Source organism: Larkinella sp. (genome assembly GCF_965227735.1).
In the GTDB taxonomy this organism is placed as follows: Bacteria; Bacteroidota; Bacteroidia; order Cytophagales; family Spirosomataceae; genus Larkinella.
Window position 1 is genome coordinate 409597 of the sequence record NZ_OZ245776.1, and the last position, 15151, is coordinate 424747.

Sequence of the window (15151 nt, forward strand, 5' to 3'; positions counted from 1 at the left end):
TCTGCGTACCTCTGATTTACTCCGCTTAACTCCGCGAAACAACTCTTTACAAAAACCATCCCCCGCAGCGAAGAACGACGTAAAAGAGCGGCCTTCTTTTACGCACGTTACCTTCGTCAGCGAGGGATTGATCAGGCCGGAAAAACCGGTTACTCATTCAGCAGGGACACAAACCGGGCGGGTTGCTTTACCTCCACTTTCTGCGTTTCGAGCCGGAAAGCTTTCGTGATTTTGGTGAATCCATCACTCACCTCAAAGGTATACAACCCGTCTTTCATCGTTTCCATATCAAATTTTCGCCAGTATTTTTTCAGCCGTTTCCCCACTTTCTCGGCGTGAAGCACTTCTTTGTTTTCATTCATCAACGTAACCTGGATCGGGACTTCAATGTAATTTTCGATCATCAGGTTCATCTTGGCGGTATTGATGGACCGGTAAATGGCCACTCCCATGGATTTGGTCCGGGTTACGTTCGGCGCGGCCGAAACCGACCCGGTTTCTTTATCGTCGTCGGGAGTTGGTGTTGGCGACACGGTGCCGGCCAAAACCGGGGCACTCAGAAAGAGAAGTAAGGCGGCTGATTTCAGGATGCAATTCATCGTATTTGTTGTTTATTAGTGACCAATGATTCATTTTTCGGCAAACTTTCTATGGGCTAAAAGTACCCGAATTGAACCTGCTCCGCGTACCGCAAATGAGGTGATTTTAGGGGGATGCGTCAGAAGTGTGATGAGTGGTCGAAAGAACGGATAAAGAAAAAACCAGCCAACTTGGCTGGTTTTTGATCGTAAAATCATTGTTCCCTAGACACTTAAATTGCGAATCTGACTTAATCGACATCCCACCAAACGGGGGTGAGCACGTCGCCGGGCGCAATGCCGGTAGTCGCAATACTCGGATTTCGCTGGAGTTCCGAGTCGACGTACGGCAACCTTTTCATAAAGCGGTTTCCGGTCAGATTCACCACCGGCAGGGTCGGTGCCGGAAAACCGGTCCGGCGTTGTTCCACCCAGGCTTCTACCCCATTCAGACCGTACAAGGCCAAATATTTTTGGGTAATGATCGCCTTGATTTTATCGGTTTGTTTGGTGTAATCGACACCCGGTTTGGTCAGATAATCGCCGGGTTGAACCCCAAACCGGGTCATCGACGCGGTGATGGCTTCGTTGTACAGTCTGGCCGGGTCATCGGCGGTGGTTCCGGCCCAGCCTCTGGCGATGGCTTCGGCCCGCAGCAGCAGACTTTCTTCGTAGGCCAGAAACACCACCGGCCGCGCCTTGGCCGCATTGTCGTCCGACGTCGTTACCCCGCTCGTAGCTGCGGTCCCGTTGATGGCTCCGTTGAGAAACCGTTGCCCGATAAAATACTTACCCGGATACGAACTGAGGATCGCCGTGTTGGTCGAGGTCGTACCGTTGGGCGTAAACACGTACTCAATTTCGGGCGTCCGCAAATCGGCATCCAGAAAAAAGACCGGCATCCGGGGGTCGTTGTTGGGCTGCATCAGGTTGCCGATGGTCGTGCTGGCCGTCAGGTTATTGGGCGAACGAAAGTTGGCCTGCCAGAGCGGATTTTCCGAATTCGTAATCGTTCCGTTCACCAGTTGCAGGCTTTCGCCGGTTCGCATAAATGCCGTTCCGCTGGCAGCATACAGGGCCTGTACACCGGTTCGGGCCGCCGTCGGGTCCACCTGGCTCATCCGCAGGTAAAACTTCAGTTTCAGCGTGTTGGCCAACCGAATCCACCGGTCCATACCGGCTTCGTTACCGGCCTGATACAGCATGTCCGCTGTTCCCGGAAAGCGCCCCTGTCGCTTTGCAATATCGGTTTTGGCCTCATCCAGCAGCGTTTGCAAACCGGCATAAATATCTTTCTGAGCGTCGTATTTGGGAATGATGGTTTTGTCGGCATCGAGGGCTTCCGAAAACGGAATGTCGCCGTACAAATCCGTCAGCACACCAAAACCGTAGGCCTTCATGATTTTCGAAATGCCCACCATACGCCATTCGTTCTGCTGGCTCCCCTGGTTGATGACGTACTGAAAATCCTGCAAAGCCCCCGCGTAGAAATTGGCAAACTGACCACCCTGCCCATCGAGTGTGGAGGAAGTGATGTTGTACTGATCCCAGGTCCGAAACTGGTTTCCCCCTCTCGGGATCGACCAGTACTGCGACAGAATACCGCCGAGGATGTTGAGTTGCCCGCCCACGATAAAGGCCACCTGCGCCTGCCCCGCCGGCAATGTCAGGTTAATATCCGCTTCGGAAGGGTTGTTGGGGTCGGTGTTGATGTCTAAATAATCTTTTTCACAGGCGGTGTTCAGTCCGACAAACAGGGACAGCAAAACCGCTTTTAAGAGGATCCGTTTCATAGAATTGAAAAATCAGGAATCGGTTATAACACAATTTTCAGACTGGCCCCGTAGCTTCGGGCCGACGGATAGGCCAGGTATTCGTAACCCTGGCTGTTGCCGGTGCCGAACGAACTCACTTCCGGATCGACGTTGGGTTGTGATTTGGGCGTCCACAGCATCAGATTCCGGCCAATCAACGACACCTGAATCGTGGAGAACGGCGTCTTGCCAATCAGCGATTTCGGCAGGGCGTAGCTCAGGCTCATTTCGCGCAGCTTCACAAACGAGGCATCGAACAGCGTATTTTCACCGAAGTTCGACACCGTCGACCAGTACTCGTAACCGCCGTTCGTTTTGACGGTGGTGTTGGGCGTAAAGGTGCCGTCCTGGTTCTGAATCACCGAGTTTGGATAGACAAACGGTTCGCGGTCATTGTAGGTCGTTTCTTTGGTATAACCGGCAAACCGACCCAGATTTGCGGTTTGGGAAAAGAATTTACCACCCTGACGCGTATCCACCAGCACATTGAAAGACAGCCCTTTAAAGGAAACTGTATTGCTCAGACCGGCCGAAAAATCGGGTTGAATGTTGCCCAGCACCTGCAAAACCGGGTCGGTGAGCGGCCGGCCGGTGGTGGCATTGACGACCACGCGCCCCTCTGGGTCACGCAGCATTTTGCTACCAAAAAACGCCCCATACGGCTCTCCCAACCGGGCCTGCAAACTCGGCGAAGACAAACCGCCCAGGCCAACCGGCGCCAGCGGATTATACAACTCGGTGACTTTGTTGCGGTTGCGGGTAAAGTTCAGCGAAACATCCCAGCGGAAACCGGAGGTCGATTTCACCGGTGTTCCCGTCAGCAGCAATTCGATGCCCTTGTTGGTCATGGCCCCGGCGTTCAGCGTTTGCGCCAGAAAACCGGACGTACTCGAAATGGGCACATTCACAATCTGCTGCTCGCTTTTGGAGTTGTAATACGTAAAATCGACGCCCAGCCGGTTGTTGAAGAACAATATTTCGGTCCCAATCTCCCAGGAGGTGGTTAGCTCCGAGCGCAGATCCGGATTGCCCCGGATGTTGCCGACCGAGAAGCCCGCTATGCCGTTGAGCGGAAACTGATATGCTGCCTGAAATCCGTCGGTGGTAGCCGTTCGTGTAAATACCGGGTTGATCTGGTAGGCGTTGGCCACCTTCCCCACCTGGGCGATGTTGGCCCGGAGTTTCAGGTAACTCAGCGCATTGTTTCTCAAATCCAGAAAAGCCGAGGTGGGAATAAAGCTCACGCTGGCACCCGGATAGAAAAACGACCGATTTTTCTTCGGCAACGTTGAGGAATAATCATTCCGCCCGGTTACATCCACGAACAGGTAGTCCTTGTAGGCCAACTGCACATCGCCGTAGATCCCGTACAGCCGCGTGCGGCTATCAACCCGCGTGGTGACAATCGTGCTGGCATTGCTGAGGTCGTAAAAACCCGGAACAATCAGGGGCTGACCATCATAAACGCCCCGCGACGAGTTGTAATCCTGCAGGTTATGGCCCAGAATTACTTTCAGATTCAGGTTGGAGCTTAGATCCCGGTTGGCCGTAACGATAAAGTCCGAGAGCAGACTCTGGAAATTCGTATTGTCTTCCACGAAACGTCCGCCAACCGTGGCAATGGTGCCCTGCGCAAACCGCTGCGTCCGTATATCGGAGTACATATCGGTTCCAATCCGGTACATAAAATTTAGCCAGGGTACCGGATCATAACTGATCTGGGCATTTCCAAAAAACCGGTTCACCTTGTCTTTCAGCAGGTTATTCTCCAGAAGCCAGTACGGATTGTTCCGAAATCCGGCCAGGTAGTACCCATCCAGGTTGTACCGCGGATCGTTGAAATCTTTCTGATCCGTAATTTCAATATCACGGGGCGTGTTGTAAATCGTTTGCAGGATGTTCGACCGGCCCTGGCCCTGCACCCCCCGGTCGCCACCGGAACGGGTGAAGGTGGCCGACAGATTCGTTGACACCTTGTTGTTGAAAAACTTGGTTCCGGCCCCCACGTTCACCGCCGTCCGGTGGTAGTTCGTGTTGGGAATCATGGATTTGGTGTTGACATCCGAAACCGTCAGAATGTAATTGGACGTTCCGTTGTTGTTCCGCACCGAAAACGAATTGTTGAGCGTCACCCCGGTATCGAAGAAATTGCGGACGTTGTTGGGCCTGGCCACCAGTGGAATCGAATCCGGATTGTCCAGTTGCCCGAGGGCATATAAACCGTAGGTACGCCAGTCGGCCACCTTCTGCCCCTGAATTTTCGGCCCCCAGCTCACATTTCCGGCATCGTTGAGGTCATAAACCCCGTCGAAACCGGCCGCAAAGGTGTTCTGGTAGTCGGGTAAACGCAGCGGATTTTCAAAGTTGACCGAGCTGTTCAGGCTGATCTGGGGTTTGTCGGTGACGGCCTTGCTGCGGTTTTTGGTCGTAATGATGATCACCCCCGAAGCCGCCTGCGAACCGTAGAGGGCAGCCGCAGCGGGTCCTTTCAGAATCGAAACCGACTCGATGTTGTTGGGGTCGATGTCGGCCGCGCGGTTGGTAATGTCCACGCCGTTGTTGAGGTCGCCACCGGTTCCGGCCGCCGACAGCGTTCCGTTTCCGTTGATGATGGCCGTGGTCGTGTTGTTATTGCTGACAATAATCCCGTCGACCACATACAGCGGCTGGTTGTTGCCATTGAACGACTGCGCCCCGCGAATCACCACGCGCGTGGCGCCCCCGGCGGCTCCCGACGCGCTCGAAATCTGAACCCCCGGCACCCGGCCCTGCAACGACCGCAGCATGTTCGACTCATTGGCGCGGATCAGGTCCTCGCCTTTCACGTTGGTCACCGCGTAGCCCAGCGTCTTTTTCTCGCGCTCGATGGCCGACGCCGTCACCACAACCTCGTTCAGGATGGCTGCACTTTCTTCCAGCACAATGTCGAAATTCGTCCGGTTTCCAACGCCGATTTCCTGGGTTTTGTAGCCGATGAACGAAAACACCAGCGTGGCATTGTCCGGAATTCCGCTGATGCGGAAGGCACCGGTTCCGTCACTGGTGGCCCCCTGGGTAGTTCCTTTGACGCCGATGGTCACCCCGGGCATCGGCAATTTGTCGGACGCGCTCCGGATGGTTCCGGACACGGTTTTTGATTGGGAAAGCCCATACTGATAGCATAAGAGCACCAGTACGATCGCTCGTAGCAGTATTTTCATTGGTTTGCTGATTAGTGTCTGTCACAAAGGTCACGAACCTAACCAGTCTGGAAATCCCGCAGGAAGGGTGATTTTTTTAAACGAAAAAAACCAGCCGAATCGACTGGTTTTTCTATTTACGTTCATCTCATAGAGTAGGTTCAGAAGGCTCGGAACCTGACTTCATTTTTTGTCGAAACGCACATTGCATTTGCCCTGCCCACGCATCAACATCACAAAAGTACGGCAACGTCTGGGCGGCACTCTACCCCATTAGAGGGGATTTTACCGCCTAAATCAGCCTTTCTTTGATGGCTTTCTCGATGGCTTCGGCTTTGGAATGGACTTCCAGTTTCCAGTAAATGTTCTTGATGTGCGTCCGGATGGTCTCTTTGTCAACAAACAGTTGCTCGGCGATGGTGGTGTAACTTTTGCCTTTCGACAGCAATTCCAGCACCTCGGTTTCGCGGGCCGTCAGGGGCGAGTTGCGGTTTTTCTGAAACGACGCCACCACCATCCGCGCAATGTTGGTGCTCATCGGTGCGCCCCCCTCCTGAATGTCCCGAATGGCTTCCAGCAGGCGCGTCGGCTGCATGTTTTTGGTCAGATAACCGCCTGCTCCGGCGCACAAGGCCTTGAATACCAGCTCGTCATTTTCATAGACCGTCACCACGATGATGTTGGTTTTGGGGCGGAGTTTCTTGATTCGCGCAATCCCCTCGATTCCGTTCATGCCCGGCAGTTCGATGTCCATCAAAACCACATCCGGCGAGTCGGAATGAATGTTTTTCAAAGCATCTTCACAACGATAATAGGTGTTGATGATCTTAAAACCGTAGGTACTGTTGATGAGCAAGGCGAACCCGTCGCGAATCAGATTGTCATCCTCCACAATGCAAATTCCGATCGTTTGCGGACTGCGTAACAGTTGAGTTCCATTCATAGTGTGTTCATTAGAGTTTGCAAGGTAAATAACTACTTTTTTAGGGCATGATCCACCGTTATTACACCAACGGGGCAATTGTCTTTACGAAAGGAAGTCGATGAAGCGGGGATCGGGCTTTCACCCAATGTGCGGGATGTCCATTCGGAAGATAACCGTGGTTCCTTCCATCATTTCGGACTGAATATCTACTTTTCCGCCAATTTTTTCGGCCCGGCTGCGGATGTTATACAATCCGTTGCCGGTTTTGGCCTTGTTATTTTCCTGAATCCCGATGCCGTTGTCTTTCCACAGCACTTCGATCCGTCGGTTCAGCATCGCAAAGTGAATCTGCGAAACCGTGGCGTGGGAATGTTTGAGGGTGTTGCTCATGGCTTCCTTAAACAGAAAAATCAGGTGGCGGCTCGTGCCAACCGGCAGAATGGCCTTCCGCAGATCGTCGGTGATGCCCAGGGCTTCGAACGTGATCTGGCTCCGGTCGAAGACGTCATCGCCGAAATCTTTCAACCGGATGGCAATTTCCAGAAAATTGTCGTGTTCGGGGTTGATCGCCCAGATGAAATCCTTGGTGCCCTGATACAACCGGTTGCTGTTGTCGCTGATTTTGGTCAGCAGGGGCGAAATCTCCGCGCCGTGGCCGTTCAGTTTGCTCTTGATAATCTCAGTCAGCATCGAAATCCGGGTGATCGTGTTGCCAAACTCATCGTGCAGATCCTGAGCGGCCATTTTCCGCACGCGCTCGTTCTCTGCCAGCGTCACCCGTTCCAGTTCCAGCAGGTGTTTTACTTTTACTTTCACCCGATAATTGTACACCAGCCAGACCGCTCCGCCGATTACGGTGACGAGAATCGCCAGAAACCACCACGTTTGCCAGAAAGGCGGCAAAACCGTGATCGGAATTCGCAGCATATTGGCATCGCTCCAGACACCATCGCTGTTGGACCCCCGCACTTTCAGTACATAATCGCCGTGTTTCAGATTCGTAAAACTCACGTACCGGCGCACCCCGCTTTCAATCCAGCCGTCGTGGAAACCTTCCAGCATATACGCATACTGGTTTTTGTGCGAGTTGGTATAATCCAGCGCAGCAAACGAAAACGAAAAGAAATTCTCGCCCGGCCGGATCTCGATCCTGCCGTTCCTGGCCAGCACACTATCGACATTCACCGGTTTTTCAAACTTCTGAAACGAGGTCAGCACCGTGCGGGGCAAGTGCCGGTTTTTCACCATGCGCGTCGGCAGAAAACTGACCAAAGAGCCAATACCGCCAAAAAACAGCTCACCGTCGGCGGCCTGGTGGTAGGCGTTCATGTTGAACTCGTTGATGGTCAGGCCGTCGTTGATGTCGTAATTTTCAAATTCCTCTTTCTGCGGATCGAAACACGACAGCCCCAGGTTCGTACTCATCCAGATGCGCCCGCGGGCGTCTTCCAGCGCTCCATAGACCAGTTCATTCGGAAGTCCGTTGCGTTCGGTATAGTGAATGAACTTCTCCTCGCCCTTCTCGCCGTACACCATTTTACTGAACCCTTTGTTGCTGCAAATCCAGAACCGGTCTTTGCTGTCGCGCAGGAACCCCAGCACCTGTTCACCAATCAGGCTGTTGGGGTCTTTGGGGTTGTTTGCATAATGGGTGATTTTTCCGGTTGACGGATTCAGTTTGTTCAGCCCGAATCCCGTTCCCACCCAAATCATTCCATTCCGGTCTTCATGAACCGCGTAGACGATCAATGCCCGCAAACTGTTGGGGTCTTTCGGATCATGGCGATATGTCGTCACCTGCCCGGTTTTCGCATTGATCCGCCGTAAACTCGAATAACCGCCCACCCAGAGATTGCCCTTTCTATCTTCATACAGACTCAGAACCCCGTCGCCTTTTTCGCTGCTCCGCGAACTCATCTCCTTTCCCATTCCCGCCAAACGACGCTCGAACCGGTTTTTCTGCCGGTCATACCGATACAGTCCTTCCGTGGTGCCAACCCACAAATTTTCCCGGCGGTCTTCGTGCAAACACTGAATCCGATCGCTGCCGAGGCCATACGGATCGGCCGGATTGGCCCGAAACCGCTGAACGGCCGATGTCAGCCGATCCACCTGAATCAGCCCTTCGTGTGTTCCGATCCAGAGTTTCCCGGCATGATCCGTCGTGACGGCAAACACCAGCCCGGCCGCCGACGACTGCTGCCGGTTGGTGATCGTGGGCCACTGCCGAAAGCTGTTTTTAGACCGGCTGTAGAGCTGCACACCCGCGTCGTGCGTGCCGATCCAGACAATGTCTTCCAGCGGTGCCGGGCCTTCGTAAATGACATTGATGGCGCCGGTTTTCAGTCCTTTCTTGCCAAATAAATCCTCCTGAATGCTGTTGATGTAGCGAATGTGCTGATCGCTGGCGATTTTAAAGCGGTAGATTCCGTGCTGGGGCGTACCGATCCACAGCACGTTGTAGCGGTCGATGTGAATCGAGGTGATGGGGCTATCGCCCATTCGTTCGCCAATTTCCGGGTAAATTTCCGATTGCTTCAAAGCCGGATTAATCCGCGCAACCCCAGCGGGCGTGCCCACCCAGATGGTCCCAAAATCATCCAGTGACAAGGTTTTCACCCAGGCATCCGGGAGTTGATACAGCAGTCCGGACGTACAAGCCACGAGTTTAACGGGCAAGGGTCGGGAGGTCTTCTGGTTTGGCGGACTGATGGGCAACTGCGCCAGACCGCTCGCTGTGCCCACCCACAACACGCCATTTCGGTCGGCCAGCAGGGCGTTGACCATCTGGGCGCGCCGGTCTTCCTCGCTTTCGATGGTGTACTGAACGACCTCGTATTGCGTCGTATTTTTGAAAACCATCCGTTTGAGCCCCCAACTGGTGGCCAGCCACAGGGTTCCGAAGCGGTCGGCGGTAATGCCGTTGATGGTCGTCAGGCCGTAGCGACGTTGTTTGGGTTCCAGCAAATCCCAAAACCGCCGGAATTTTCCGGTAACCGGATCGTATTGATTTAGGCCGTTGACGGTGCCGACCCAAATTTTTCCGCGGGCGTCTTCATACAACGACATGATCTGGTCGTGTGAAACCGAGCTGCTATCGAACGGATTGTGCTTGTAGTGGGTGATCTGATAACCGTCGTAACGGTTTAACCCATCCTGTGTCCCGAACCAGACGAAACCGCGGCTGTCTTTCAGGACACAATATACCTCGCTCTGGGACAGGCCATTATCGACCGAAATCTGATCCAGAAAATGCATTACCGGCCCCCGCGATTCGAAGGAATTTCCCGACGGCAAACTTTTAACCGCCTGGGTGAACGCGTTCACCCAACTGACGCAGAGGAATAGGATGCCTAAAAGTGTTCTCATTGGGTTTGGGGGAGAAAATCCCCCAGTTTCACAAATTTACGCCTTATCCTGTTTTAATAAATCCCCCATATTGGGTTAAATGTCGTGCAACTCTTTGGTCGTATTTTTGTAAACAATATGTACATTTAGTTTAGGTTAAGAAAGCAGTAAAAGTAGCCTTGCGTTGAACAGGGCTACTTTTATTTTATGCCCTCCCGACCGGTTTCCACCCGCCGAAGATTATCACAGATAATGGCCGTGGCAATGCCGACATTCAGCGATTCGGCCTCTCCGAAGCGGGGAATGGTAATCCGCTGACTGACAAGCTCCGCTACCTCCGCACTGATCCCGTTCGCTTCGTTCCCCATCACCAGATACCCCGCCGTTCCGAAGTCGAGCGAATGAACCGAAGCACCATCCAGAAAAGCACCGTAGACCGGCCCCTGCGCCTGTTCGGCCAGATACGTCTTCAAATCGCAGTAGTACCAGGCCACCCGCGTGAAAGAACCTTTGCTGGCCGAAATCACTTTGGGGTTGTAGACATCGGCGGTTGAAAGCGAACAGATCAATTTACGGATTCCGTACCAGTCGGCAATGCGCAGAATGGTTCCCAGGTTGCCGGGGTCGCGGATGTCGTCCAGAATCAGCACAAATTCGTTGGGATCGGCCACTAAAAACCGGTTTTCTTTCGTTTTGACTACGGCCAGCGCACTGTCGTTGACCACCAGCGAACCCACGCGCTTGAGGTCGTCGGCCGAAACCATTTCCAGCCGAACCCGTTGTTTATCCAGCAGCAGCGCGTTTTCTTTGTAAAAGGGCTCCGTGACCAGCAATACTGCAATCTGATAATCCGACGCACACAGTTCCAGGACATTGATGGCACCCTCGACCAAAAAAGCCCCCAGTTCCTGCCGGTATTTTTTCTGATGGAGTGACTGAATATATTTGCTGAGCGATTTGGAAATCATGGGAAGAAATTACGAAGTAAAGGGTACAAATGATGAATTAGGGAAAAGCCTGCTGTGCCGTAAGCCGCAATTTGCCATTCGTACTGTTTATTTTTTAGTTTTTTGCCTTGGTTTGGGTGTTTCCCTCACGGGTTGCGTAAGTTCGGAAAATTTACAAAAAAACCAGTATCTGCTCTTCAGTCAGACCGTTCGGGGAAACCGAACCCTGCCCAGTTCCGACTTTGAAGCCCTTATTCCGCAGAAGCCCAACCGCCGGATTCTGCGGTTGCCCATCACCCCCGCGCTCTGGTTCTACCGCCTGGGATCACGCACCTACGACCAGGAAGCCGCCCAGCGCGCGCTCGAAGCCAAACGCAAAGAATATGACCAGTTTACCGAAAAACCGGACTCTACCAAATCGTATCGAAAACAGGAACGACGCTATAACCGCCAGCTCACGCGCCTGCGCCGGAGAGCCGAAGAAGGCAACTGGGTAATGCGTTCGCTGGGCGAACCACCCGCCTTTTTTGTTGAAACGGAGGCCAAAGAAAACGCGCAGAAAATGCAGCGGTTTTTGTTCAACAACGGTTTTTTTCTGGGCAAAGCGTCGTATTCGGTCGACAGCAACAAAACGCTCGGACGCCGGGTGCGGGTGACCTACAACATCGTCGAAAACGTTGCGTTTCACCTCAACCAGATTACGTATCAGATTGACGATCCCCGAGTCGATTCCATTGTCCGGCCCACGCTCAAACGCTCGGTTTTGAAATCCGGGGAACGCTACAACGCCGAAAAAATCGAAAACGAACGCATCCGGATTGAGGAACTGCTGCGCAACAACGGGTATTACAGCTTCACGCGGCAATACATTCCGCTGCCGCTCAACGTCGATTCGTCCCGAACCCTCAGCACCGATTCGGCCTTCCGCAACCTGAACCTCTGGCTGCGGATTGCCAACCCACCCGGCCAGTCGCAGCATCCGGTTTATACCATCGGCGAAGTGGAAGTCCGGGTGGCGCGGGCCGAAGACCGCTCGTCGCTCGATACGGTTCAGTACCGGGGGTTAAAATTTCTGCTGGGGAAACAGAACTACGCGATCCGGTTGCTCGACAGCCGAATTTTCCTGCGCCCCGACAGTTTGTACCGTCTCAAAAACTACCAGGAATCCCAGCGGCAGTTGTTTTTGCTGAACCAGTTCCGGTTTGCCAACATCAGTTTCACAGACACAACCAACCGGCGGTTACGCACGCGGTTTAACTTGGTACCTATCGACAAATACGAACTGAGCAGCGAAGGCGGGGTTTTTGTTTTGTATCAGGGCCAGGGCTATCCGGGTCCTTTTGGAACAGCTTCGTTCCGGGTTCATAATATTTTTGGTGGGTTAGGGACCTTCGAGACGGCATTGCGATACGGTTTTGAAGCACAGACCGGTTTCTCATTAAACAGCAGTGGAATTGGTTTTGCCCAGGAATTGGGCGTAAACACTTCCCTGATTTTCCCGCATATCCTTTTTCCGGGAAAAGCCCGGTTCATCTTTAGCCAGCTCAATCCCCGCACACAAGTTAGCCTCGGCTATAATTATACCAGCCGCCCTGATTACGGGCGACGGCTTTTAAGGACCGCATTGTCTTATAACTGGCTGAAAAACAATACCCACCAATACAATTTTACGGTTGCCGAGATCAATTATTTAAAAGCGACGATAAAGCCGGGAGAAGATGGGCTTGCTTTCCTGAATTATTTAAACACCCAGGACTCACTGGGAAGTACGATTCGAAAAAGTTTTTTGAGTGCATTTTCTTCCAGTATCGGTTTTACGTATACGTACAACACGAATATTCTGGGACAAAACCGTCGTGCCAATTTCCTTCGCTTGTCGTTTGAATCAGGAGGCACAACCTTAAACTTTTTCAGTAATCAGCAACTTGAAAGCTTTTTTAATACCACGGCCACATCCGGTTTGCAGTATTATAAGTATTTGCGGGGCAATGTCGATTTCCGGCACTACATCCCCTTGCGCCCCAAAACGACGATGGCTTTTCGGTTCAATACTGGCCTTGTGTTTGGTTATGGAGCGAACAAAACCGCGCCATACGAGAAACTCTTTTTTGCCGGGGGGAGCAACAGCATCCGTGCCTGGCTCCCCCGCCGACTCGGTTTAGGTTCTTCAATTCCCTACACTTCCGATACCGATATTTTGGTGCCTGAATTTAATCCCAAAAGGCCCGGCCAGTTTCGCTACGATTTTGAGCAACCGGGTGATATTCTGATCGAAGCCTCGGCGGAATTACGGACGCATTTGTTTCATTTGGGCGGTGATATCAACGGGGCGGTTTTTATCGATGCCGGGAATGTCTGGACGCTGCGTGATAATGGCAGTCGATTGGGCGAAAACTTCCAGGTGCGAAAATCTCCCAGTGAATACCTGTCCCGAAATTTCGTTCAGCAAATTGCGGTGGGAACCGGCGTTGGCCTGCGAATCGACTTTTCCTTCTTCATCATCCGGCTGGATGGGGCCATTAAAGTGTACGATCCCGCCCGGTATTTCATTTACGACCCCGACCGAAATGGCTATGTTGTGGAGGGAAAACGGCCGGGCGAATTCATCGACGAGCGGTATTTCCTCCCCAAATTCCGGTTCGACAAAATGTTCAAAGGCCCCAACCCGCTCGTTATCAACTTCGGGATTGGCTATCCATTTTAAGCCCCTAAATCACCTGAAGGGAACTCGGACACAGAATGTCTGGCTGCAAAAAGTCTCCTTCAGGTGATTTAAGGGTAATTCCACTAAAGTCCGTACCTGACAAACTGTCACAGTTCCCCAAAATCTTCGTAACTTTGAAACTCAATTTCAGGAGTTTTCGGTTAATCCCGTAACGTGTTTTGGAAATGCTAAAACAGGGAACGGGATTTCCAGTCGATGACAATACAAATTATGGAACGCATTACGGAGACATTAGCCATACTGACGGAAGCGGATAAAACGGGCGCGGACGAACCACGGGTGCTGGAGGAAGAACTGGCGGTGGGCAAGAAACGGCTGTACATCGAAAGCTACGGTTGCCAGATGAATTTTTCAGACAGTGAAATCGTCGCTTCGGTGATGCGGAATGCGGGTTTTGCCACCACGGCTTCCGCCGACGACGCCGATGTGATCTTCCTGAATACCTGCGCCATCCGCGACAATGCCGAACAGAAAGTCCGCAACCGGCTCAAGCAATTGAACATCCTGAAAAAACGGAAACCGGAATTGCTGGTCGGCATGTTGGGCTGCATGGCCGAACGGCTGAAAGCCAAGTTGCTGGAAGAAGAAAAAATGGTGGACATCGTGGCCGGGCCAGACGCCTACCGCGACATTCCGAAGCTGGTGGAAGAAGCCGAGTCGGGCCAGAAAGCCGTCAACGTTTTCCTGTCGCGGGAGGAAACCTACGCCGACATTTCTCCCATCCGCCTGAATTCCAACGGTGTAACGGCGTTTATCTCCATCATGCGGGGGTGCGACAACATGTGCAGCTTCTGCGTGGTGCCCTACACCCGGGGCCGTGAACGGAGCCGCGATGCACACTCCATCGTTCGGGAAGCCCGCGACCTGGCTGCGGCTGGCTACAAAGAAGTTACCTTGCTGGGGCAGAATGTCGACAGTTACAAATGGACATCGGAAGACGGTTTGGAAAAAGTAAACTTTGCCCAACTGCTCGAACGCGTGGCCCTGGTCGATGCCGACCTTCGCATCCGGTTTTCGACCTCGCACCCGAAGGACATCACCGACGAGGTGCTGTACACGATGGCGAAATACGATAACATCTGCAAATACATTCACTTGCCCGCACAAAGTGGTAACGACCGGATTCTCAAGCTGATGAACCGGACCTACGACCGCGCCTGGTATATGCAGAAGATTGACCGGATCCGGGCCATTCTGGGCGAAGATTGCGGGATTTCCCACGATATGATTTCCGGTTTTTGCTCCGAAACGGAAGAAGAACACCAGGATACGCTGTCGTTGCTGGAATACGTCCGGTATGACTACGGCTACATGTTTGCCTACTCGGAACGCCCCGGCACCCCGGCAGCTAAAAAATATGCCGATGACGTGCCGTATGACATCAAACTCCGCCGGTTGAACGAGATCATCGCCCTGCAGCGGGAGCTGTCGCTCGAACGCAACCAGCGGCACATTGGTCATGTTCAGCGCGTGCTGATCGAAGGATTTTCCAAACGCTCCGACGATTTTCTCTGCGGACGCAATGACCACAACAAAATGGTAGTTTTTCCGAAAGGAGATTATCAGAAAGGCCAGTATGTCAACGTGTTGGTAACGGATTGCACGGCGGCCACGCTGCGGGGCGTTACGGTTTAA

At 52.9% G+C, this 15151-nt stretch carries 8 protein-coding genes; 2 read left to right on the top strand and 6 right to left on the bottom strand.

What is annotated here, in order from left to right; genetic code table 11:
- Positions 1–149: 149 nt before the first annotated feature.
- From ACO064_RS01730 to ACO064_RS01755, 6 genes are all read right to left on the bottom strand, one after another.
- On the bottom strand, positions 150–599 hold the full coding sequence (locus tag ACO064_RS01730) for a hypothetical protein (protein WP_421825700.1): 450 nt from the start codon (positions 597–599) through the stop codon (positions 150–152).
- 230 nt (positions 600–829) lie between these two features.
- Positions 830–2371 (bottom strand): SusD/RagB family nutrient-binding outer membrane lipoprotein, encoded by a 1542-nt coding sequence (locus tag ACO064_RS01735; RefSeq protein ID WP_421825701.1) that lies wholly within the window; start codon positions 2369–2371, stop codon positions 830–832.
- A gap of 23 nt (positions 2372–2394) precedes the next feature.
- Positions 2395–5592: a SusC/RagA family TonB-linked outer membrane protein gene (locus tag ACO064_RS01740; protein ID WP_421825702.1), complete on the bottom strand. Its 3198-nt coding sequence runs from the start codon at positions 5590–5592 to the stop codon at positions 2395–2397.
- 271 nt (positions 5593–5863) lie between these two features.
- Positions 5864–6514: a response regulator gene (locus tag ACO064_RS01745; protein WP_114409795.1), complete on the bottom strand. Its 651-nt coding sequence runs from the start codon at positions 6512–6514 to the stop codon at positions 5864–5866.
- 120 nt (positions 6515–6634) lie between these two features.
- Entirely contained in the window at positions 6635–9865 is a 3231-nt protein-coding gene (locus tag ACO064_RS01750; protein ID WP_421825703.1) for a ligand-binding sensor domain-containing protein, read from the bottom strand.
- A 179-nt stretch (positions 9866–10044) separates the two neighbouring features.
- On the bottom strand, positions 10045–10812 hold the full coding sequence (locus ACO064_RS01755) for an RNA methyltransferase (RefSeq protein WP_421825704.1): 768 nt from the start codon (positions 10810–10812) through the stop codon (positions 10045–10047).
- A gap of 112 nt (positions 10813–10924) precedes the next feature.
- Between ACO064_RS01755 and ACO064_RS01760 the strand changes: the two genes are divergently transcribed.
- Positions 10925–13495, top strand: a complete 2571-nt coding sequence (locus ACO064_RS01760) for an outer membrane protein assembly factor (protein ID WP_421825705.1) — start codon at positions 10925–10927, stop codon at positions 13493–13495.
- A 231-nt stretch (positions 13496–13726) separates the two neighbouring features.
- On the top strand, positions 13727–15151 hold the full coding sequence (gene miaB / locus ACO064_RS01765) for a tRNA (N6-isopentenyl adenosine(37)-C2)-methylthiotransferase MiaB (RefSeq protein ID WP_421825706.1): 1425 nt from the start codon (positions 13727–13729) through the stop codon (positions 15149–15151).

Coding starts and splice junctions, on each gene's coding strand:
- ACO064_RS01730 (WP_421825700.1), bottom strand. CDS start 599: ATGAATTGCATCCTGAAATCAGCCGCCTTACTTCTCTTTCTGAGTGCC.
- ACO064_RS01735 (WP_421825701.1), bottom strand. CDS start 2,371: ATGAAACGGATCCTCTTAAAAGCGGTTTTGCTGTCCCTGTTTGTCGGA.
- ACO064_RS01740 (WP_421825702.1), bottom strand. CDS start 5,592: ATGAAAATACTGCTACGAGCGATCGTACTGGTGCTCTTATGCTATCAG.
- ACO064_RS01745 (WP_114409795.1), bottom strand. CDS start 6,514: ATGAATGGAACTCAACTGTTACGCAGTCCGCAAACGATCGGAATTTGC.
- ACO064_RS01750 (WP_421825703.1), bottom strand. CDS start 9,865: ATGAGAACACTTTTAGGCATCCTATTCCTCTGCGTCAGTTGGGTGAAC.
- ACO064_RS01755 (WP_421825704.1), bottom strand. CDS start 10,812: ATGATTTCCAAATCGCTCAGCAAATATATTCAGTCACTCCATCAGAAA.
- miaB (WP_421825706.1), top strand. CDS start 13,727: ATGGAACGCATTACGGAGACATTAGCCATACTGACGGAAGCGGATAAA.